This window comes from Vibrio sp. CyArs1 (assembly GCF_022432925.1).
Taxonomy (GTDB): domain Bacteria; phylum Pseudomonadota; class Gammaproteobacteria; order Enterobacterales; family Vibrionaceae; genus Vibrio; species Vibrio mediterranei.
This window is the reverse complement of record NZ_JAKRBO010000006.1, coordinates 1-20832: the sequence shown is the minus strand read 5'-3', so window position 1 is coordinate 20832 and position 20832 is coordinate 1. Positions and strand designations below refer to the sequence as shown.

Below are 20832 nucleotides of genomic sequence, written 5' to 3'. Positions count from 1 at the left end.
TAGTTGATTAGTGTTGGTCTTTAGTTTCTAGAGAAGAAATCAGAGCCTTAGAGAATTTTTCCGCAATTGCTTGGCGTTGTGAAGGAGCAACGTTCTGATTTAAGACATTGGTTGCGATATTGCCTGCAATCATAAGTGAAAGTTCTGCACTTGCGCCATGCTTATCAAGCACTGCTGCAACTTCAGAAAGGATATCTTCAACTTGTTGATCGGTATATTTAGATGTAATTGGCATAAAGACTCTGCTAATGATAATGAAAGCGGCTTATGATACCCTACTCTGCATCACAAACGAAACAGCAACGATAATAATTTCACTATGAGTTTGAACCTATCTAACGTTATTTTACACCAGTTGGCGATAAATGAGCAGGAAGAACTGGTTGTTCATTACCGTGAGGCCCTTTTACCAAACGATAATTCAACCGAAAGCCTTGTTGCTGAGCTTCATCGCGTATTTAATTCGAAAGCAGGAAAAGGATTTGGTTCCTTCACTCAAGAAAGTGACTTCCAAGTTTGGTTGGGTGAGTTGCTAAAAGGTGATAAAGACTTTTACGCATTCTCGCAAGACAGCGCCGAGCGACTAAAAACTGAGTTAGCTAAATACCCATTTGCAGAAGCGGGTACCTTGGTAATGGCACAGTATCAGTCTTTAGCAACCGACTATCTGTTCATTGGTTTGCTGCCTTCATACAACAGCTTGCAAATAACCGAAGGGTTGAACATCGGTTCAATTGATTATCTCGATATCGCCAAGATGGACATTGCCGCACGCATTGACCTAACCAGTTATGACCTAGATAAAAGCTCTAACCGTTATCTTACCTACATCAAAGGTAGGGTAGGTCGTAAAGTAGCAGACTTCTTCCTCGACTTTTTGCAGGCACAGGTGGGGCTGGATACTAAACAGCAAAATACCATTTTGATGCAAGCGGTAGAGGATTATTGTGCGGATGCTCAGCTTGATAAAGATGAAACCGTTAGTTACAAGAAGCAGGTCTTTGATTACTGCAGTGATCAGTTGAAGACTGGTGATGAAGTTCAAATAAAAGAACTGTCCGGAGAGTTACCTAGTAATGAAGGCGCGAGCTTTTTAGATTACACTCAAGAACAAGGCTATGATCTTGAAGACAGTTTTCCAGCAGATCGCTCCACAGTTCGCAAGCTAACAAAATTTGTTGGTGCAGGTGGTGGACTGAACTTAAGCTTTGATAGTCTATTACTGGGTGAGCGCGTATTTTACGATCCAGAAACTGATACATTGACGATCAAGGGGACACCTCCTAATCTCAGAGATCAGTTGACTCGGAACCGATAAAATAACGAAAGCGCTGCCTTGTGTAGCGCTTTTTAGATCGCAAGAACCAAGAAAGGGGAACGGTTGTTGAATTCTTATAAACGTCTTTTTACTGTCGTTGCCATTATTGGCATGATGTGGGCGCTGGCCATTTCGGTTGTCGTTTACCTGACTTCTAAAGAAGATCAAATTAACCATTTAATGGATGAGATATCCATTAGTATCAATAAGCTGCAGCAGACTCTCTTTCTCCCTCAACCTTATCGCTCTAAGTTTTCGGAACAGATAGAGCTTGATATTCAGTTAATACATGCGCAAGCGATTCAACTTAAATCTCTAACCAGCTCGGATCTACTTTCCGACGTATCACACACTGTATATTTGCTAGAACGGTTTGTTGAGCAGGCAGAATTGCTTGCAAGTGATGAAACTCGTCTTGATGAGTTTATCGCGCGAGTTAGCGAGCAAACGCCAACATTTAGTGCAAGTGCAAAAGCGCTAAGTAATCAATTGTCTTATGTAGTATTGGACACATTGTTTAATGAATCTATCGAGCCAAGACAAGTCTATCTGCGTCTAGAAGAAATTCAGCGCGCGGCGTATCAACTACCAGAAGAGGATAGGTTGGAGCTATTAGCTCTAAACTCTCAAGCATCGGTTCTACTCTCACAATCTGCGAATACTGAGTTCCTAATCGAACGAGTTGTAAATCACCCGGTAATGCGTGAGCTTTCTCAAAGAACGGATCAATCTAAGCTTATCGTTAATCATCAAATATTAATTATAGTAATGCTGAGTATTGTCGCGATGGCTCTAATCATCCTAATTGCGATCCGGACAATGCGTGTCGCTCAGGATAGTCAATTGCAGCCTACTACACAGTCATTGGCGACGGAAAGCTCGGTTGAGCAGGAGCTGCACATCTCAGAACCTGAATTAGCACTCGCTGTGGAAATTGAATCACAAGCCGTGCCTAATCAACCCAAAACCGCGCTGAATGTGGAGACTGAGGTAGAAACTGAGCAGCAAGCTCCAGCTCAAAGGAAGGAGCTTTCTGAGGCGATAGATTTCTCAAAGATGCTGAACACTCTTGACGGTGACCGAGAGTCTATGTTGTTGCTATTGGGGGTATTTGTTTCAGAGCACGCGCAAGATGCAGAAAGATTACAACAACATTTAACCGACGACATTGAACAAGCCACGCGTATTGCTCATACGTTGAAAGGCGTTTCTGGAAGTATTTTTGCTGATGAACTTCGTAATGTTGCGACAGTAGCGGAAAAAAGCTTGAAAGAGAGTCAAACACTATCTGAAACAGTGCTCGCTGAGCTGGATAATAATTTACAGCAAGCGATAGTGTCAGCGCAGGCCTACATTGCGCAATCGACGACCTAGTACTTTGAATTAGCGAAAACAGCCTAAGGCTTTCACGCATTTAGGTTAAAGGTTGAAGATGCACCTTGAAAAGAGTTTGTCAAAATCACTCAAAAATACTGACACTTAGCGAGAACTTTGTGTTTTAGAAGTATAATGAATGTGTTGTACATTTATTCACGATCAGAGGCTTTTTTGATGAACGCATTGCGCGCCACTCGCAATTTTCTTTTATTACTGCTCATGGTAGCTCTCTCAGGCTGCTCACTTCTCGAGGTTCAACTCGATAGCCAAACGACCCCGCTGACGAAGCAAGAATTGAATATGCGCTTGATGACGCGAGAATACAGTCGTGAGTTTTTTAGCCAAGTTGAATCAACAGCGGACTCACTTGCGGCTCAGTATCCTGAAAATGACGTGATGAACCAATCGTACGTGTTACTTTGGAAAATCCATGCAGAAGAGGGCCTACAACAAGCTGCTTATCAAGTTTCGCCGACTGCAGGGTTGATCGATTCGTGGGTGTTTACGATCCAGATGAATAACTTTTTCAACCAAGGTAATGGTCAAGCTCTGTTTACAAGTGATGATGCTAAACAAGTGTCTCAGCAACTTAGCAGCGAAATTGATCAGTTAGCAAAATCGTTATTCAAAGGTGATAGCTACGCAACTAGCAAAGAGTTTGTCGAGAAATTTGCCGCGTTACACCCTTTTGAAAATCTAACTTTTTCTAGAACACCGGCTTATCGTGAGTGGTTAAAAGCGCAGGGGATTGACGAAAGTGAAGTTACAACAACGCTTGGAACCATGCCAGAAGCACTATCGGATGTCTCGGATCGTTTATCTCTTATGTCGGAACAAACACCGAAGCTAATGACGTGGAAAGCGCAGCTGATTGCATTAAATAGCAACGTAAATGGTGATGACATTCGAGGAGCTATCCAGAGCTTCCAATTAAGTGCAGACGCGTTTCAGGACTTCGTTAACAATAATCCCGAGTACATGAGAGATCTAGCGCAGAAGATGGCGATTGAATTGCAGCCACTACTCAATGATTTGGATGCCAAGACTCAAGATAAGTTGACGCAGCTAAGCGCGGAAAGACAAGCCCTTGATGATATGGTGGCGAGAGAGCGTGAAGAGTTAATTAAAATGGTTGAACGTGAACGGAAGGAAATTGCGATTATCGTTAATCAAGAGAGAGAACTGTTTGCTCAAGACCTCGACAAGATTTCTCAAGATGTCGTAACGTTAGCTGTAGAAAAACTTATCCAACTGATTAAGAGCACTATTGTTTACTTTATCTTGTTTATTTTGGTGATCTTTTTTGCGCCTCTCGGGCTTGGTTACATCCTTGGTAAGAAGGTTCAAGCAAGAAAAGAAAGTAAAACAAGCGCGTAAATTTATAGAAGCTCCGTATTGGGGCTTTTTTACAACTTAATCTTCTCAAATTAGCAAAACTGGTAGGGTTAGTTAAAAAAAGACACACTTATTGTTACTTTGCTCTTGTGTTATGGCTCGGAAAATTTTATAGATGGAGTAGCCTTTTTTAAATTCACACGGAGAGTAATTCAATGAGAGTAGGTTTAGTTGGTTGGCGCGGCATGGTTGGTTCGGTATTGATGCAGCGTATGGTCGAAGAAAAAGACTTCGACGTTATCGAACCAGTATTCTACAGTACCTCTCAAGTAGGTATCCCTGCCCCTAACTTCGGCAAAGATGCCGGTATGCTTCAAGATGCTTTTGATATCGAAAGCTTGAAACAACTTGATGCAGTCATTACCTGCCAAGGTGGTAGCTACACAGAAAAAGTCTATCCTGCATTACGTCAAGCTGGTTGGAAAGGCTATTGGATTGATGCAGCTTCTACTCTCCGTATGGACAAAGACTCTATCATTACTTTAGACCCAGTGAACTTAGGTCAGATTCAAGATGGTCTAATTAAAGGCACAAACACTTTTGTTGGCGGTAACTGTACCGTGAGCTTGATGTTGCTTGGTTTAGGTGGCCTGTATGAAAAAGGCATGGTCGAATGGATGAGTGCCATGACGTACCAAGCGGCTTCTGGTGCCGGTGCCAAAAACATGCGTGAGCTTATTTCACAAATGGGTGTAGTTAATGATGCTGTCTCTTCAGAGCTTGCAAACCCAGCTAGTTCGATTCTAGATATCGACCGTAAAGTGGCTGAGACTATTCGTTCGTCTTCTTTCCCAACAGATCAATTTGGTGTGCCTTTGGCTGGCTCTCTCATTCCATGGATCGACGTAAAACGCGATAACGGTCAAAGTAAAGAAGAGTGGAAAGCTGGCGTTGAAGCCAACAAGATCCTTGGTACGGATGGCAACCCAATTGCTATCGATGGTACTTGTGTTCGTATCGGCGCGATGCGTTGTCATGCTCAAGCACTCACAATCAAGCTTAAGCAAGATGTACCAATGGATGAAATCGAAGAGATCATCGCCACTCATAATGACTGGGTTAAAGTTATCCCGAATGAGCGTGACATTACCGCTCAAGAACTGACTCCGGCGAAAGTTACCGGCACGATGTCTATCCCTGTTGGTCGTCTAAGAAAGATGGCGATGGGTAATGACTTCTTGAATGCGTTCACTGTAGGTGACCAGTTACTTTGGGGGGCTGCGGAACCGCTACGCCGTACACTGCGTATTATTCTTGCAGAAAAAGCATCGTAATCAATTCATTGAACAATAAAAAAGCCCTCTAGATGAGGGCTTTTTTGGTATTGGGGGGGCGGAAATTATTCTTCTGAACTGGCTGTCACACGCTCGTCTGGTGGAGCAAGTTCACTGCCACAGTGCTTACAGTGCAAAGCATCACTTTCGTGTCCTGCCTTTGAGCAGTTTGGACACTTTACCAGGTTCCTATGTGTCTTCATTTCTTGATTTAGCTCGGCCGTAATAATACCAGTAGGCACTGCAAGAATAGAGTAACCGAGTAGCATGGTTAATGATGCTAGCGCTTTGCCAAGGGGTGTACTTGGCACCAAATCGCCGTAGCCAACCGTCGTTATAGTGACGATCGCCCAGTAAATACTTTGTGGGATGCTAGTAAAACCATTCTCGGGGCCTTCTATAACGAAGATTAAAGCACCAAATATGGTGACTAGAATTGCTACTGTGCTGAAGAATACAAAGATTTTACGTCTCGACATGAGTAGAGAACGCAACAAAATATTTGAATCTTGAAGATAGCGCACGAGCTTTAAGATTCGGAATATTCTCATGACTCGAAGCAGCCTGATTACTCCCATAAACGAAGCCGATGGGAAAAGAAGGGCTAGGTAGGTCGGTAAAATGGCAAGGAGGTCAACCACACCGTAAAAACTTGTGGCGTACGCTTTGGGTTTTGGAGAACAATACAGCCGGAGTATATATTCAACTGTAAATAATGCAGTAAAGAAGTACTCGAGTAGTTGAAATTCTTGATCCCATTCTGTCGCAAGCCCTTCGATTGAGTGAAGGATTAACACTGTGAGCGAAAGAAGAATGGCAATAATGAGCGCAATATCAAACGCTCGTCCCGCTCGGGTATTATGGCCAAATATGATGACGTAAAGCTGATGCTTTAACCGATTGTTTTCCATAGCAAGTACATTTCGTTAACGACTAAAAACTAGTATATACCTAAGTGAGGTGTAGGGGCAGGGGCTTAGTTTCTGAGAGTGGAGATTAAGGGCAGACGACAAGGTAGCCCCACCTTTATTAAAGTGGGGCTTGAAAGATTATTTAAGCCAAACCAGGGAACAAAGCTTTAAGGCCATTTGCCATAAACTCAATACCCAATGCACCGAGAATCAAACCCATGATACGGGTGATCACGTTAATTCCTGTCTGCCCTAAGAAACGCACGATTAAAGGCGCTGAGCGATAAAGTAGCCACGAACACAAAGCAAAAGCGATAATGGTAATGATGATACCCGTTGTTTCCAGCATTCCTGGGTAGCGAGCGCCATAGACAATAGTAGAGCTTATCGCACCAGGACCCGCCATTAATGGCATTGCCAGTGGGACGACGCCGATTTGCTCTTTGCTGACATACTCCGATTTTTCTTGTTTATTCTGCTTATCTTCACCGAGCTTACCCGACATCATTGAAAACGCGATGCTCAGTAGCAGCAAACCACCGGCAACGCGGAATGAGTCTAGCGAGATACTAAACATATCAAGAAGTACTTGGCCTGCTAACAACGAGGTGATCAAGATGATAGCGACAGCAATATTGGCTGTCGCTGCGGTTTTGTTTTTATCTTCGAGCGACATATGTCCAGTTAGCGACACAAAAACCGGCATGATTCCTACAGGGTTCACTGCGGCAACTAGACCTAAGAAGAACTGCAAATAAATAGCGAATTCGATACTACTCATTTCTCGATACTCTATGTGAAAGAGGTGGATAACATGGGCTTGGAGTCCCCAATTTTAGGACGCTAATGTACGCTAACATTTGTCGATAAGCGAATGAAAAAATCTAACGATATGTCACTCAATAACCACAAAAAATATAATGGCAAATGATGCTGGTCGCATTTATGAATAGAATGTGAAAATAAATTTCAATACCAGTAGCAAACTGAATTGAAGCTTGTTTCGTATTTGTTATCGCGAGCACGTTTTTGATAAAAAAATGTGATGTCGGTGGTTTTAGAGGTGGCTGCGGATATACTTGCTGTAGCACGTGCAGGGTGGTTTACTTGATTTATCTGTACAAAAATGAAACTTTTTTACAGAAATTTGTAGTTTATTTAAAAAAATCATTCGATTGCTGTAATTTTGAGCTAAGTATTTTACTCAATATAATTATTATAAAACAATTGCTTACCTTGCATTACCCTTAATGGTTACTACTAAGTAGGTAAATTACTTTTCAGAACTGATCTGAGTCAATTTTTTTCACGTCCTGAAATATTATACTCAGCCATGAAAGCAATTTACTAAGTAGAGTTGGGTTACCTAAGAGTAACTATTGATGGCAAACAGCTAACTTACTAAAAAGTTTTTAGTTTTTTTATTTTAGGAGATTCATTATGCCTGTAACAAATATGGCTGAACTAGATGCAATGGTTGCACGCGTTAAAGCGGCACAAGCAGAATTTGCAACTTACTCTCAAGAGCAAGTTGACAAGATTTTTCGCGCAGCATCTTTAGCAGCTAACCAAGCTCGTATCCCTCTTGCACAACAAGCGGTAGAAGAGTCTGGTATGGGTATCGTTGAAGATAAAGTTATCAAGAACCACTTTGCGTCTGAGTTCATCTACAACAAATACAAAGACGAGAAAACTTGTGGCATTCTTGAAGAAGACGACAACCTAGGCACTATGACTATCGCTGAGCCTGTAGGCATCATCTGCGGTATCGTACCAACAACTAACCCAACTTCTACTGCAATCTTCAAATCTCTAATCTCTTTGAAGACTCGTAACGGTATCATCTTCTCGCCACACCCACGTGCGAAGAACTCTACTAACGATGCAGCTAAACTAGTTCTAGATGCAGCAGTAGCAGCAGGTGCTCCAAAAGACATCATCGGTTGGATCGACCAACCATCTGTAGAGCTTTCTAACGCTCTTATGAAGCACGACGACATCGCTCTTATCCTTGCAACTGGTGGTCCAGGCATGGTTAAAGCAGCTTACTCTTCTGGTAAGCCAGCAATCGGTGTAGGTGCAGGTAACGTTCCTGTAGTCATCGACGAAACTGCTGACGTTAAACGTGCAGTTGCCTCTATCCTTATGTCTAAAACGTTCGATAACGGCGTAGTTTGTGCTTCTGAGCAGGCTGCAATCGTTGTTGACTCTGTATACGACGAAGTTAAAGAGCGTTTCGCTTCTCACAAAGCATACGTTCTAAGCAAAGCTGAAGCTGAGAAAGTACGTAAAGTACTTCTAATCGACGGCAACCTTAATGCTAAGATCGTAGGTCAACCAGCTCCAGCTATCGCTGAAATGGCAGGCGTTAAAGTTCCAGCTGACACTAAAGTTCTAGTTGGTGAAGGTCTAGGTAAAGTTTCTTACGACGACGCATTTGCTCACGAGAAACTATCTCCAACTCTGGGTCTATTCCGCGCTGACGATTTCGAAGACGCAGTTGCTCAAGCAGTAACTATGGTTGAAATCGGTGGTATCGGTCACACATCTGGTCTGTACACAAACCAAGACGTTAACGCTGACCGCATCCGTTACTTCGGTGACAAGATGAAGACTGCACGTATCCTTGTAAACATCCCAACTACTCACGGTGGTATCGGTGACCTTTACAACTTCAACGTTGCACCTTCTCTAACTCTAGGTTGTGGTTCTTGGGGTGGTAACTCTATCTCTGAGAACGTAGGTCCTAAACACCTAATCAACAAGAAAACTGTAGCGAAGCGAGCTGAAAACATGTTGTGGCACAAACTACCTAAGTCTATCTACTTCCGTCGTGGTAGCCTTCCAATCGCTCTTAGCGACCTAGAAGGTAAGAAGCGCGTATTCCTAGTAACTGACCGTTTCCTATTCAACAACGGTTACAGTGATGAAGTAGTGAAGCTTCTTAAAGCTCAAGGCATGGAAGTTCAAACTTTCTTCGACGTAGAAGCGGATCCAACGCTATCTGTTGTTAAGAAAGGTGCAGAAGCAATGCAAAGCTTCCAACCAGACGTAATCATCGCTCTAGGTGGTGGTTCTCCGATGGATGCTGCTAAGATCATGTGGGTAATGTACGAGCACCCAGAAACTCACTTCGAAGAGCTTGCAATGCGCTTTATGGACATCCGTAAACGTATCTACAAGTTCCCTAAAATGGGTCAAAAAGCTGAGCTTGTATGTATCACTACAACATCTGGTACTGGTTCTGAAGTTACTCCATTCGCAGTTGTTACTGACGACGAGACTGGTGCTAAGTACCCACTAGCTGACTACGAACTAACTCCTAACATGGCTATCGTTGACGCGAACCTTGTTATGAACATGCCTAAGTCTCTAACAGCATTCGGTGGTTACGACGCAGTAACTCACGCTCTAGAAGCTTACGTATCAGTTCTAGCGAACGAATACTCTGACGGTCAGGCTCTACAAGCACTTAAGATGCTTAAAGAGTACCTACCTTCAAGCTATGCGAACGGTGCAAATGACCCAATCGCTCGTGAAAAAGTACACAACGCGGCAACTATCGCTGGTGTAGCATTTGCGAACGCTTTCCTAGGTGTTTGTCACTCAATGGCTCACAAGATTGGTGCTGAGTTCCACTTACCACACGGTCTGGCGAACGCACTACTAATCTCTAACGTTGTTCGTTACAACGCGAACGACAACCCAACTAAGCAAACTGCGTTCTCTCAGTACGACCGTCCACAAGCACGTCGTCGTTACGCTGAAGTAGCTGACCACCTAGGCCTAAGCCAAGCTGGTGACCGTACTGCTCAGAAGATTGAACGTCTGCTAGCATGGATGGAAGAGCTTAAGCAAGACCTAGACATCCCAGCTTCTATCCAAGCTGCAGGTGTAGCTGAGTCTGACTTCCTAGCGAAGCTTGACGAGCTAGCGGTTGAAGCGTTCGATGACCAATGTACTGGTGCGAACCCACGCTACCCTCTAATCTCTGAGCTTAAAGAAGTTCTGAAAGCGGCTTACTACGGTAAAGCATTCGTTGAAGGTGAAACTTTCGAAGGTACGACTGTTATCAAGAAGAAAGCAGACCAAGAAGCTAAGCCAGTAGCTAAAGCTAAAAAAGAGAAAGCTGAAGCTTAATTCAGTTGTAGATTTTCGCTAGCACGAAATCTAAATCGGGAAAAATGATAAAGCCCCTTCAGAAATGAAGGGGCTTTTTTTATCCGGTTTTCAAAGAGTCCCTACTTATGGCGTTACTCGAACCTGTGCACGGCTATGCTTCAGTGCTTACAACTCGACCACTGAAATAATCATTACTCACTATGTATTCCGTTGTTCTCGTTAGCTCGTCCTGCACTTCTGACCAATTTGTGGCAATGTGATAGTTATGCGTTGTGACCGGAATGACACCTCCAACACGTACATTGTGTGCTTTTAGTTCTTTCGCCCAACTTTTGGTAAACCCGGTCACCATCGACGTCGTGTTATCCAAATCACTATGATGCTGATCTGGCTCTTGCGCGACCACATTGACTATCACACCAGATTGGTGAATAGCCATGCGCTCCGCTGCCACTTGTCCAAACATAAATAGACTGGAGGCGAGCATAGAGAATTTTTGAATAAAGCTCGAGTTTGATGAACTTCCTGTTAAGGATTGTTGTGGGAGTGAAGTCCAATGATTAACCAGAACATCAGGAGATCGACCAGTTTTTGACTCAATCACATTGAACAGAGATTCTACCGAATCTAACGATATATCCTCAATCTCAACCATGTCGACAAGCTCGGTAAGTTCGAGGCAACGCCGGTAAGTAGCCAGTAATGAAGATGGATTCACATCGCACAGAACAATACGGGCACCAAGTTTAGCAAAGTGCAACGCAATCATTGCACCCAAGCTAGTCCCTGCGGAAGTGATAAGTACAACTGAATTTTTAATGATCATAGTTACCCCGAAAGTGTCGGTTTCGGATAGATTTAGCCAAAAAGGCATTCCCCTGAATTAATAACTTGGTAGAAAAACTGTGAATCAAATGTGAATAACTTCAAACTTTTCTAGAAAAGTGCTAAACGAAAGGGTTATTTCTGCCACATATCACATTGTGTACGGAAAAAGTGGACAAGATTACATTAGTAACCACTTATAAAGTGTGGTTAAGCTTGGTTAGCTAACGTATCTTTACGGTAGGCGGTGGAAAGGTGGTTATATAAGTAATCTATATTATTTGGGGTATTAACAGACCCTTGAGCCAACTGTCGGCGCGTATGTCCTGACAGATTTTGATAGACTTCTTCACTGAGACCTATGGTATCTGTTGGCTGGTAGTTTAGAGGTTCAGGTGTGCTGTAATGCTGAAGTTTTGCGCTTGCCAGGCCACCTTGGTGGAATTGATTAGCAATTGCCGCTGAGGTTTGATAATCATCCAACTCCCCCTGAAGTTTCTGAGCAGTAGGGACATTGAAGCGTTGGCGCAATACTGTTTCGTCCGCTATAGCAGTATCGATATCCTCAATGACGCTAGTTTCACGGCAGTCATGACTAAACATAGATAGCATTAATGCGAAATCAGCGCGTCTACCTTGTTCAACGGCATGGCAAAGCGACGTACCACATTGTAGTTCGTTGATTAAATTAGCTTTGTCTAAGCTATGAATTTGCATATATACCCCTCATGACTCTTTCTTTATCGGCATGAGAACAGGGGGCTTTAGCGATAATTGACGGTTATCATAAAAAAGACCTGCGAAAGCAGGCCTTTAAGGTAATCAGTTATCGATCCGATTATTTAGCTAGGTTTTCTTCTACGAATGCCCAGTTAACTAGCGCCCAAAAACCGTTCATGTAGTCTGGACGAAGGTTACGGTAATCGATGTAGTAAGCATGTTCCCACAAGTCTACAGTTAGAAGTGGAGTCACACCTTCTTCTGTTAGTGGAGTCGCTGCGTTTGAAGTGTTCACGATATCTAGAGAACCGTCAGCTTTCTTAACTAACCAAGTCCATGAAGAACCGAAGTTGTTGATTGCTGAATCAGTGAACTTAGCTTTGAACTCTTCGAACGAGCCGAATGCAGCGTTGATTGCATCAGCAACCGCACCTGTTGGTTCGCCGCCAGCGTTTGGCGCTAGGCAGTGCCAGTAGAACGTGTGGTTCCAAATCTGAGCTGCGTTGTTGAAAACACCGCCAGTTGAAGTCTTAACGATCTCTTCTAGTGTTTTACCTTCAAACTCAGTACCTGGAATTAGGCCGTTTAGTTTAACAACGTAAGTGTTGTGGTGTTTACCGTGATGGTAGTCCAGTGTTTCTGCTGAGATATGTGGTTCTAGAGCATCTTTTGCGTAAGGAAGTGCTGGTAGTTCGAATGCCATTGCTCGCTTCTCCATTGATTATTAGCGGGTTTTTACCCTGATTGCTTCCAAGATATTTATTATTGAGTCGGGTGTTGACTGACTGCTTGCTATTTTAGCAAGTTTTTACTTTATTAAAAGAGTTCTCAAGAAAATTTATTGTTATGACTTATTAAAAACCAAACTCAGGTAGCTAAGATTAGAGTCGGTTGCATCACATCTTAGCTACAATAGTATAACCACATAATTATTGTGCTTTTTATTCTGTGGCGATTCGCTAGAATGTGACCATATCCGCAGTAAAAGCATTTCGAGGAAGCAATGGAAACTATCGATAAAATCAAACAGCAAATTGAAGAAAACGCAATTCTTCTTTACATGAAGGGTTCACCTAAATTGCCTAGCTGTGGCTTTTCTTCTCAAGCTGCTCAAGCACTAATGGGTTGTGGTGAAAAATTTGCCTACGTAGACATTCTACAAAACCCAGACATTCGCGCTGAACTGCCTAAGTACGCACAATGGCCAACGTTCCCACAACTATGGGTTGAAGGTGAACTAATTGGTGGCTGTGACATCATTATGGAAATGTTCCAAAAGGGTGAACTACAACCACTAATCAAAGAAGCGGCTGCACGTAATGCTGGTGAAGAAGAAGCGTAACGCGGTATCTTCAATCATTTCTCTTTATTGAGTGATGACAGAAATAAAAAAGGCTTGGTCAATGACCAAGCCTTTTTCGTATCTGATGTTGTTACAGAACCATGGCTGCTATCCAACCGAAAATAATCAGTGGGATGTTGTAGTGAATAAAGGTTGGAACAACAGTTTCCCAAATGTGTTCGTGTTGGCCGTCGGCATTCAATCCCGAGGTTGGACCTAGGGTTGAGTCAGAAGCTGGAGAGCCTGCATCACCAAGGGCCGCGGCGGTACCAACTAGAGCAATTGTTGCCATTGGTGAGAAGCCAAATGCCAGTGCCAGAGGCACATAGATAGTAGCGATAATTGGGATGGTTGAGAATGAAGAACCGATACCCATAGTAACTAGCAAACCGACGATAAGCATAAGCAAAGCAGCTAGTGGCTTGTTGTCGCCAATACTTGTTGATAGCGCTGCCACTAAAGATTCTACGCCGCCCGTTTGTTTCATTACTGCGGCAAATCCAGCAGCAGAAATCATGATGAAGCCAATCATTGCCATCATGTGAACACCCTTGGTGAACACATCTTGGGTTTCTTTCCAAGCGATAACACCGCCAAACGTGAAAACCATGAAACCTGCAAGTGCACCAATGATCATAGAACCCGATGTTAACTGCACTGCAAGCGCTGCGACGATACCAGCAATAGCTACAGCTATGTTTTTCTTATTAATATGTGTTGGCTCTTCATCGATTTGAGTCATCTCTGTTTCAGCATACTCACGAGGTTTTCTATAACTAAAGAAAATAGCAAATAGAAGGCCAGTGATCATACCGGCAGCAGGAAGAAGCATTGCCATTGGCACTTGTGCCGCTGTCACTGATTCCAAACCGTTGTCATGAAGGTTCTTTAGCAAAATGTTGTTTAGGAAAATGCCACCGAAACCAACAGGTAACACCATATAAGGCGTCACCAAACCAAAAGTTAACACACATGCTACCAGTCGGCGGTCGAGCTTTAACTTGGCAAAAACGCCCAATAGAGGTGGAATTAAAATTGGGATAAAGGCGATGTGAACAGGAATAATGTTCTGCGAAGACATGGTAACGAGAATGAGTGCTGCAAGTACCGCATATTTTAGGCCAGTAGTTGAAGCAGAGCTTTCTTTGCCGTGAATACGCTTAATAACACTTTGAGCTAACAGGTCAGTAATACCAGACTTTGAAATAGCCACGGCAAAGGTACCAAGCATCGCGTAGCTTAGCGCGATGGTTGCACCACCACCCAAGCCACCCTCAAAGGCGCTCACAGCTTCAGTTAATGACATACCAGACACGACACCACCAACAATGGCACTGAATGTTAACGCAACGACAACGTTAACTCGCATTAAGGCCAAAACCAGCATGATGCAAACGGAAATAACGACAGGATTCATATTAATCTCTAAAAGTTGTGTTTATTTATTTTTGGGCTTGTTCATCAACAATAGGCCAGCCACCAAGCGCTTTCCATTTGTTGACGATTCGACAAAATAGCTCAGCCGTCTTTTGAGTGTCATAAAGGGCGGAGTGAGCCTCTCTATTGTCAAACTCCATACCTGCGGCTTTACAAGCTTTTGCCAATACCGTTTGACCATAAGCTAAACCACTTAAAGTGGCTGTATCGAAAGTGGCAAACGGGTGGAAGGGAACGCGCTTAAGTTTAGCGCGCTCATTCGCTGCACTAACAAAACTATGATCAAAATTAGCATTGTGAGCCACCATGATAGCTCGGCTGCAATCATGTTGCTTTTGCTCTTTGCGAATGACTTTGTAGATGTCTTTAAGTGCTTCCTGTTCAGGCACAGCACCTCGAAGCGGACTAAATGGGTCGCGAATTCCTGTAAATTCCAGTGCTTCCTTCTCTAGGTTAGCGCCTTCAAATGGCTCTATGTGAAAGTGCAAGACGGAAGCTGGCTGCAAATTTCCTTGGTCGTCCATGGTTAAAGTGATTGCGCAAATCTCCAATAACGCATCGGTCTTAGCATTGAAACCTGCGGTCTCAACGTCAACGACGACGGGAAAATAGCCACGGAATCGCTTTTTTAGGGTGAGTGCTTCGTTTTCTACGGTCATTTCAGAGTTTTCTAGTGTGACGAAGGCAGCATTATTGCAGATTATCCAACTATAAAAAACCAGACGAGTCATTTAATTTTCGCAGACAAAGTTTGAAAAATCATGCTTGGCTATGATTCATGACTACTTATCAAACCATGAAAGGGAACAAGTTGAACAAAGACGCAAAGGAAACGTACGTTGGTGAATTGAGCTGATAACATGGCGAGGTTTTTGCAGTAACTGATGTGGAGATCCATCTAGCACGTAGAGCGGCAAAACTGTGCCGTCGCGTATATTGCAAAAGAGTTACTTAACTGTATGAAATTAAAAGCCTTACTAACACTATCACTGTTGCCTATTATGACTGCTACTGCGGCCAATGCGGCAATTGAGAAACGTTATGTGGCAACACCAACACAGTCACAATGGGAAATGGTCAGTAATTCTCCGCTAGAATGCCGACTTGTTCATCCGATTCCTAATTTCGGTGACGCGGAGTTCATCGCACGTGCAAGCAAGAAGATGAATCTGGATTTTGAATTAAAAATGCGCCGCTCTATGGGCGAAACTCGAAATGTGAGTTTGGTGTCTTTGCCGCCTCCATGGAGACCGGGTGACAGTGCCGACAGAATTACTAACCTACAGTTCTTTAAGCAGTTTGATGGGTATGTCGGTGGACAGGCTGCTTGGAGTATATTGAGTGAGCTAGAAAAAGGACGCTATCCAACTTTCAGTTATCAAGATTGGCAAAGTAGAGATGAGCGAATCGAGGTCTCGTTGTCTTCGGTTTTATTCCAAGCCAAATACAATGTCTTTAGTGACTGTATCGCCAATCTATTACCTTACAGCTTCGAAGACATTTCATTCACGATTTTACATTATGACCGTAATAGTGAACAGCTGAATAAGACTTCCCAACATAGGCTTGAGCAAATCGCCGAGTACGTTCGATACAATCAAGATATCGATTTGGTTCTTGTCTCGACCTATACGGATTCTTCGGATTCCAAAGGTGAGAGCCAACAACTTTCCGATAAACGCGCATCGATTCTGCAAGACTATTTCCAGTCACTGGGACTACCTAAAGACCGTATTCAAGTTCAAGGCTATGGGAAACGTCGTCCTGTTGCCGACAATTCTTCTCCAATAGGTAAAGCGAAGAATCAGCGCGTGGTGATTTCTTTCGGGCGTACCGAAGTTTAGTTTTGATAGGAAAAAAAACGCCAGCGAACTAAGCTGGCGTTTTACTAGAGTCATGGTGAAAGAGTAGAGGTTATCCCTCTAAACCTGCACTTGCTTGTTTGTTCTGAATAAGCTCAATCATGTAGCCATCAGGGTCTTTTACAAATGCAATTTGAGTGGTACCACCTTTCACAGGGCCTGGCTCACGAGTGACGTTGCCGCCTGCTGCTTTAATCGCATCACAAGTACTGTAGATATCATCGACACCAATAGCGATATGACCGTAAGCGCTGCCTAGATCGTATTCAGTCACGCCCCAGTTGTAGGTTAACTCAATTACTGCGCCTTCTGACTCGTCACCAAACCCTAAAAACGCTAACGTGTATTTGTATTCAGTATTTTCGTTTTTACGTAGCAACTTCATTCCAATAACGTCGGTATAGAAAGAAATTGACTTGTCTAAATCACCCACGCGTAGCATGGTGTGAAGGATACGACCGTTAGACATAACATTGCTCCTTTGTTTTTAATTCTCTGGATAGACTTTTTCTTTAAACTCACAAAGATCTTCAATAATGCAGCTACCACATCTCGGTTTTCGAGCGACACATGTGTAACGTCCGTGAAGGATCAGCCAGTGGTGAACGTCTAGTTTAAACTCTTTTGGTACAACTTTTAGTAACTTGTGTTCTACATCATCCACCGTTTTGCCCATCGCAAATTTGGTTCGATTTGAGACACGATAAATGTGGGTGTCTACAGCAATGGTAGGCCAGCCAAACGCAGTGTTTAGTACCACATTAGCGGTCTTACGCCCAACACCTGGCAGAGCTTCTAGCGCTTCGCGGTTTTCTGGGACTTCGCTATTGTGTTGGTCAACTAGGATTTGGCAAGTCTTGATGACATTCTCTGCTTTAGAGTTAAACAAGCCGATAGTTTTAATGTATTCCTTTACGCCATCCACACCCAGTTCGAGCATTGCTTCAGGTGTATTAGCGACGGGATAGAGCTTATCGGTCGCTTTATTGACGCTAACATCGGTTGCTTGAGCAGAAAGTAAAACGGCGATAAGTAGCTCAAATGGGGAGTTCCAGTTGAGCTCAGTCTCTGGCTTTGGGTTGTTTTCTCGAAGTCGTTCGAGGATTTCTCTTCTTTTTATATTGTTCATTGGCTGACTTAGCTCTTCCCAAAAAGTAGTGGGTTCTTCCGGTGATTAAAAGCCCAAGATTAGCAAAGTCTTGGGCTTGTTATAGATGGTGATTAGTTCGTTACACGAGCGCGTTCTATCTGCTGTTTTTCTTGTTTCGGTTGACGAAGCTCTATTTGCTTATCAATAACATTTTTCAGAGCTATTAGAAAGCCAACCCCGATAAATGCGCCTGGTGGTAACAAGGCGAGTAAGAACTGGCTATCAAATTGGAAGACTTCGATACGAAGTGCCGCCGCCCACGGCCCCAATAACAAATCAGCACCATCAAATAGAGTACCGTTGCCGATAAGTTCGCGCATGGCACCAAGAACGACCAGTACTGAAGTCATGCCTAGCCCCATCCACAAACCGTCAAGTGCCGCTGGTAGCACCGCATTTTTGGAGGCAAACGCTTCTGCTCGCCCAATAATAATGCAGTTGGTCACAATAAGAGGGATGAAAATACCGAGGGATAAATACAGTCCATAAGCGTACGCATTCATTAATAACTGAACGCAGGTAACTAGCGCAGCAATGATCATTACAAAGACAGGGATTCGAACTTCTTTGGGGACGTAGTCTCTGATAAGAGAAACGGTCACGTTGGAACCGACTAACACCGCTAAGGTCGCAAGGCCAAGACCCAACGCATTCGTCACCGTGGATGACACTGCAAGGAGAGGGCATAGGCCAAGAAGCTGAACTAGCGCGGGGTTATTATTCCATAGGCCATTTTTTAACAACTCTTTAGAAGTACTCACTCTTCACCTCCACAATTTAGTGGTTGGTTTAATATCTTATCGCGATGGGTGTTCACGTAGTTTACTGTATTCTTCACGGCCTTAACGACGGCACGTGGTGTAATTGTGGCGCCAGTGAAAGAATCAAATTGACCACCGTCTTTTCGCACGGCCCACTGTGACTGATTATCTTCTGTGACTTGCTTGCCTGTAAAGCCAAGCACCCAGTCAGTAATTCTTAGGTCGATTTTATCGCCTAGTCCAGGTGTTTCTTGGTGGGCCAGAACCCGAGTACCTAAGATCGTGCCTTCGATATCCATACCAACAATGATCTTAATTGCGCCATTGTAGCCATCAGGTGCTACTGACTCGATTGCCATGGCTTTGGGTTCATTATTAATGGTCGCGATATAGACCGGCTGTGGTTGTGTTGTTCCAAGAGCCGGATCACTCACCAAAGTACAAGATGCGTAAAGTTCATTATCATGCAGTTCATGCGGAATAACTTCATTAAGTGTCGCTTGAAGTTGTGCTCGCTCCTGGCGAACGATCTGATCTTTGGTTAGATACTGCGTAACAGCGACTACCCCTGTTGATGCACAGGCAAAGATAGCCAAGGTTAAGCCATTTTTTCTAATTGCATTCAACATGGTGATTAATGTCCATAAGTTCTTGGTTTAGTGTAATAGTCTATGAGCGGAACGCACATATTCGCTAACAGAACAGCGAAGGCGACACCGTCAGGGAAGCCACCCCAAGTACGGATTACGAAGATCATCACGCCGATAAATGCACCAAATATCAATCGACCTTTTACTGTTGTCGAGGCTGATACTGGGTCAGTAGCAATAAAGAACGCCCCAAGCATGGTTGCACCAGATAACAGGTGTAATATTGGTGACGCCGTCGCGCCTGGTGTAAACAGCATGAATAGACCACTAATCACGGTTAACGAGGCAAGAATCGCAACAGGAATGTGCCACTGAATGATTCGTAGCTTAAGTAAGATAAGACCACCAGCTAAATAAGCAAGGTTCACCCACTCCCAACCAATACCCGCTAGACCGCCAAATATAGGCTGTTGAACGACTTCCGCAATAGTGTTGCCATTTTTAATACCCGTTTTGAAAGCATCAAGTGGTGTCGCCATGGTAATACCATCAATACCAGTACGAATTTGCTGTAATGAATACCCGTCAGCATCAAAACCCGAGAAAATGAGCGAGAATGCATCGGTGAAAGTAACGGGTTCACTGGATAGTGAATGAGGCGTAATCCAGCTGGTCATTTCAACTGGGAAGGAAATCAGCAGAACAACATAGGCTACCATCGCTGGGTTGAATGGGTTTTGTCCTAGGCCGCCATATAAATGCTTAGCAATGATGATGGCAAATACTAAGCCGATTACTAATACCCACCAAGGAGAAAGTGGCGGTATCGCAATTGCCAATAACCAAGCCGTGACAAGCGCGCTATAGTCACGAAGAGCGGAGATTGGAGAGCGCTTACGAAACAGCATTACGATCGCTTCGAGCATCAAGCCGACTATGATAGCTAAACACAGTTGAATACCGGTGCCCCAACCAAAAAAGTATGTTTGCGCTATCAGACCTGGCAACGCACAAAGCGCCACACCTTTCATTAGATCTGGAGTGCGTTTACGACTGTGCGCATGTGGAGAGCTAGCAATAAAGAAAGACACTAGTTGTTCTCCTTGTTATTTTGTTCTTTTTCAATTTTTCTCGCTTTTGCGCGTGCAATTGCGGCTGCAACTGCCGCTTTTTTGGGGTCATCCACAGCAGGCTCGTCCTCACTTAGAACCTCAGGCTCTGTTCCGGTAGCGGCTTGCTTACGCGCTTTAGCACGAGCGATAGCGGCAGCAACGGCAGCTTTTTTCGGATCGTCTTCAGTAGGTGCGTCGGCGTCTTGAGCCTCTAGCTCGGTTTCGACAGCGGCTTGCTTACGCGCTTTAGCACGAGCAATAGCGGCAGCAACGGCAGCTTTTTTCGGATCGTCTTCAGTAGGTGCGTCGGCGTCTTGAGTTTCAAGTTCTGTTCCGGCAGCGGCTTGCTTACGCGCTTTAGCACGAGCAATAGCGGCAGCAACGGCAGCTTTTTTCGGATCGTCTTCAGCAGGCGCATCGGTGTTTTGAGTTTCTGGCTCGGTTTCGACAGCGGCTTGCTTACGCGCTTTAGCACGAGCAATAGCGGCAGCAACGGCAGCTTTTTTCGGATCGTCTTCAGCAGGCGCATCGGTGTTTTGAGTTTCTGGCTCGGTTTCGACAGCGGCTTGCTTACGCGCTTTAGCACGAGCAATAGCGGCAGCAACGGCAGCTTTTTTCGGATCGTCTTCAGCAGGC

Annotated in this window: 20 protein-coding genes and 1 pseudogene; 7 read left to right on the top strand and 14 right to left on the bottom strand. The window is 44.0% G+C overall.

Annotated elements, in window-relative coordinates; genetic code table 11:
- Positions 1-7 precede the first annotated feature (7 nt).
- Positions 8-235, bottom strand: coding sequence for a YejL family protein (locus MMA19_RS17505; protein ID WP_006070060.1), 228 nt, complete (start codon positions 233-235; stop codon positions 8-10).
- Between the two features lie 84 nt (positions 236-319).
- Here MMA19_RS17505 and yejK point away from each other — a divergent pair, with 84 nt between their 5' ends.
- The 4 genes from yejK to asd all read left to right on the top strand — a co-directional run bounded on the left by yejK (position 320) and on the right by asd (position 5364).
- Entirely contained in the window at positions 320-1318 is a 999-nt protein-coding gene (yejK, locus tag MMA19_RS17500; protein ID WP_031494007.1) for a nucleoid-associated protein YejK, read from the top strand.
- Positions 1319-1384: 66 nt separating this feature from the next.
- Entirely contained in the window at positions 1385-2692 is a 1308-nt protein-coding gene (locus MMA19_RS17495) for an Hpt domain-containing protein (protein ID WP_240206808.1), read from the top strand.
- Positions 2693-2869: 177 nt separating this feature from the next.
- Entirely contained in the window at positions 2870-4072 is a 1203-nt protein-coding gene (locus MMA19_RS17490) for a chemotaxis protein (protein WP_240206806.1), read from the top strand.
- A gap of 173 nt (positions 4073-4245) precedes the next feature.
- The gene (gene asd / locus MMA19_RS17485; RefSeq protein ID WP_006070064.1) at positions 4246-5364 is read left to right on the top strand and encodes an aspartate-semialdehyde dehydrogenase; all 1119 of its coding nucleotides are present in this window, start codon (positions 4246-4248) and stop codon (positions 5362-5364) included.
- A gap of 65 nt (positions 5365-5429) precedes the next feature.
- On the opposite strand, the gene MMA19_RS17480 is transcribed toward asd, so the two are convergent.
- Positions 5430-6275 carry an ion transporter gene (locus MMA19_RS17480; RefSeq protein ID WP_006070065.1) on the bottom strand — a complete coding sequence of 282 codons (846 nt, stop codon included), beginning with the start codon at positions 6273-6275 and terminating at the stop codon, positions 5430-5432.
- Between the two features lie 142 nt (positions 6276-6417).
- Complete coding sequence (locus tag MMA19_RS17475; protein WP_006070066.1) at positions 6418-7056, bottom strand: YchE family NAAT transporter; 639 nt, start codon at positions 7054-7056, stop codon at positions 6418-6420.
- A gap of 659 nt (positions 7057-7715) precedes the next feature.
- Between MMA19_RS17475 and adhE the strand changes: the two genes are divergently transcribed.
- Positions 7716-10415, top strand: a complete 2700-nt coding sequence (adhE, locus tag MMA19_RS17470; protein WP_006070067.1) for a bifunctional acetaldehyde-CoA/alcohol dehydrogenase — start codon at positions 7716-7718, stop codon at positions 10413-10415.
- Between the two features lie 133 nt (positions 10416-10548).
- On the opposite strand, the gene MMA19_RS17465 is transcribed toward adhE, so the two are convergent.
- The 3 genes from MMA19_RS17465 to sodB all read right to left on the bottom strand — a co-directional run bounded on the left by MMA19_RS17465 (position 10549) and on the right by sodB (position 12645).
- On the bottom strand, positions 10549-11223 hold the full coding sequence (locus MMA19_RS17465; protein WP_038229491.1) for an SDR family oxidoreductase: 675 nt from the start codon (positions 11221-11223) through the stop codon (positions 10549-10551).
- 209 nt (positions 11224-11432) lie between these two features.
- The gene (locus MMA19_RS17460; RefSeq protein ID WP_240206804.1) at positions 11433-11939 is read right to left on the bottom strand and encodes a VC2046/SO_2500 family protein; all 507 of its coding nucleotides are present in this window, start codon (positions 11937-11939) and stop codon (positions 11433-11435) included.
- 121 nt (positions 11940-12060) lie between these two features.
- The gene (gene sodB, locus MMA19_RS17455) at positions 12061-12645 is read right to left on the bottom strand and encodes a superoxide dismutase [Fe] (protein WP_031493433.1); all 585 of its coding nucleotides are present in this window, start codon (positions 12643-12645) and stop codon (positions 12061-12063) included.
- A 300-nt stretch (positions 12646-12945) separates the two neighbouring features.
- Between sodB and MMA19_RS17450 the strand changes: the two genes are divergently transcribed.
- On the top strand, positions 12946-13284 hold the full coding sequence (locus tag MMA19_RS17450; protein WP_031493434.1) for a Grx4 family monothiol glutaredoxin: 339 nt from the start codon (positions 12946-12948) through the stop codon (positions 13282-13284).
- Positions 13285-13375: 91 nt separating this feature from the next.
- Here MMA19_RS17450 and MMA19_RS17445 read toward each other — a convergent pair whose 3' ends face one another.
- Positions 13376-14701: a Na+/H+ antiporter family protein gene (locus MMA19_RS17445; RefSeq protein ID WP_038229495.1), complete on the bottom strand. Its 1326-nt coding sequence runs from the start codon at positions 14699-14701 to the stop codon at positions 13376-13378.
- Positions 14702-14726: 25 nt separating this feature from the next.
- Complete coding sequence (rnt, locus tag MMA19_RS17440) at positions 14727-15380, bottom strand: ribonuclease T (RefSeq protein ID WP_240206991.1); 654 nt, start codon at positions 15378-15380, stop codon at positions 14727-14729.
- Between the two features lie 300 nt (positions 15381-15680).
- Between rnt and MMA19_RS17435 the strand changes: the two genes are divergently transcribed.
- The gene (locus MMA19_RS17435) at positions 15681-16565 is read left to right on the top strand and encodes an OmpA family protein (RefSeq protein WP_038229497.1); all 885 of its coding nucleotides are present in this window, start codon (positions 15681-15683) and stop codon (positions 16563-16565) included.
- A gap of 70 nt (positions 16566-16635) precedes the next feature.
- On the opposite strand, the gene gloA is transcribed toward MMA19_RS17435, so the two are convergent.
- From gloA to MMA19_RS17405, 6 genes and pseudogenes are all read right to left on the bottom strand, one after another.
- The gene (gloA, locus tag MMA19_RS17430) at positions 16636-17052 is read right to left on the bottom strand and encodes a lactoylglutathione lyase (RefSeq protein ID WP_038229500.1); all 417 of its coding nucleotides are present in this window, start codon (positions 17050-17052) and stop codon (positions 16636-16638) included.
- Between the two features lie 18 nt (positions 17053-17070).
- Positions 17071-17712, bottom strand: a complete 642-nt coding sequence (nth, locus tag MMA19_RS17425; protein WP_006072937.1) for an endonuclease III — start codon at positions 17710-17712, stop codon at positions 17071-17073.
- 92 nt (positions 17713-17804) lie between these two features.
- Positions 17805-18494: an electron transport complex subunit E gene (locus MMA19_RS17420; protein ID WP_006072938.1), complete on the bottom strand. Its 690-nt coding sequence runs from the start codon at positions 18492-18494 to the stop codon at positions 17805-17807.
- Positions 18491-19123 carry an electron transport complex subunit RsxG gene (gene rsxG / locus MMA19_RS17415; RefSeq protein ID WP_240206803.1) on the bottom strand — a complete coding sequence of 211 codons (633 nt, stop codon included), beginning with the start codon at positions 19121-19123 and terminating at the stop codon, positions 18491-18493. The genes MMA19_RS17420 and rsxG overlap by 4 nt, the downstream gene beginning before the upstream one ends.
- 5 nt (positions 19124-19128) lie before the next feature.
- A complete protein-coding gene (rsxD, locus tag MMA19_RS17410; protein WP_240206802.1) occupies positions 19129-20175 on the bottom strand; it encodes an electron transport complex subunit RsxD in 1047 nt (348 codons plus the stop codon).
- Positions 20175-20832, bottom strand: a pseudogene (locus MMA19_RS17405) (electron transport complex subunit RsxC); the annotation flags it as partial. The gene rsxD and the pseudogene MMA19_RS17405, both read right to left, overlap by 1 nt.

Excerpts from the sequence above, each read along its gene's own strand:
- MMA19_RS17505 (WP_006070060.1), bottom strand. The coding sequence starts at position 235 with ATGCCAATTACATCTAAATATACCGATCAACAAGTTGAAGATATCCTT.
- yejK (WP_031494007.1), top strand. The coding sequence starts at position 320 with ATGAGTTTGAACCTATCTAACGTTATTTTACACCAGTTGGCGATAAAT.
- MMA19_RS17490 (WP_240206806.1), top strand. The coding sequence starts at position 2,870 with ATGAACGCATTGCGCGCCACTCGCAATTTTCTTTTATTACTGCTCATG.
- asd (WP_006070064.1), top strand. The coding sequence starts at position 4,246 with ATGAGAGTAGGTTTAGTTGGTTGGCGCGGCATGGTTGGTTCGGTATTG.
- MMA19_RS17480 (WP_006070065.1), bottom strand. The coding sequence starts at position 6,275 with ATGGAAAACAATCGGTTAAAGCATCAGCTTTACGTCATCATATTTGGC.
- MMA19_RS17475 (WP_006070066.1), bottom strand. The coding sequence starts at position 7,056 with ATGAGTAGTATCGAATTCGCTATTTATTTGCAGTTCTTCTTAGGTCTA.
- adhE (WP_006070067.1), top strand. The coding sequence starts at position 7,716 with ATGCCTGTAACAAATATGGCTGAACTAGATGCAATGGTTGCACGCGTT.
- MMA19_RS17465 (WP_038229491.1), bottom strand. The coding sequence starts at position 11,223 with ATGATCATTAAAAATTCAGTTGTACTTATCACTTCCGCAGGGACTAGC.
- MMA19_RS17460 (WP_240206804.1), bottom strand. The coding sequence starts at position 11,939 with ATGCAAATTCATAGCTTAGACAAAGCTAATTTAATCAACGAACTACAA.
- sodB (WP_031493433.1), bottom strand. The coding sequence starts at position 12,645 with ATGGCATTCGAACTACCAGCACTTCCTTACGCAAAAGATGCTCTAGAA.
- MMA19_RS17450 (WP_031493434.1), top strand. The coding sequence starts at position 12,946 with ATGGAAACTATCGATAAAATCAAACAGCAAATTGAAGAAAACGCAATT.
- MMA19_RS17445 (WP_038229495.1), bottom strand. The coding sequence starts at position 14,701 with ATGAATCCTGTCGTTATTTCCGTTTGCATCATGCTGGTTTTGGCCTTA.
- rnt (WP_240206991.1), bottom strand. The coding sequence starts at position 15,380 with ATGACCGTAGAAAACGAAGCACTCACCCTAAAAAAGCGATTCCGTGGC.
- MMA19_RS17435 (WP_038229497.1), top strand. The coding sequence starts at position 15,681 with ATGAAATTAAAAGCCTTACTAACACTATCACTGTTGCCTATTATGACT.
- gloA (WP_038229500.1), bottom strand. The coding sequence starts at position 17,052 with ATGTCTAACGGTCGTATCCTTCACACCATGCTACGCGTGGGTGATTTA.
- nth (WP_006072937.1), bottom strand. The coding sequence starts at position 17,712 with ATGAACAATATAAAAAGAAGAGAAATCCTCGAACGACTTCGAGAAAAC.
- rsxG (WP_240206803.1), bottom strand. The coding sequence starts at position 19,123 with ATGTTGAATGCAATTAGAAAAAATGGCTTAACCTTGGCTATCTTTGCC.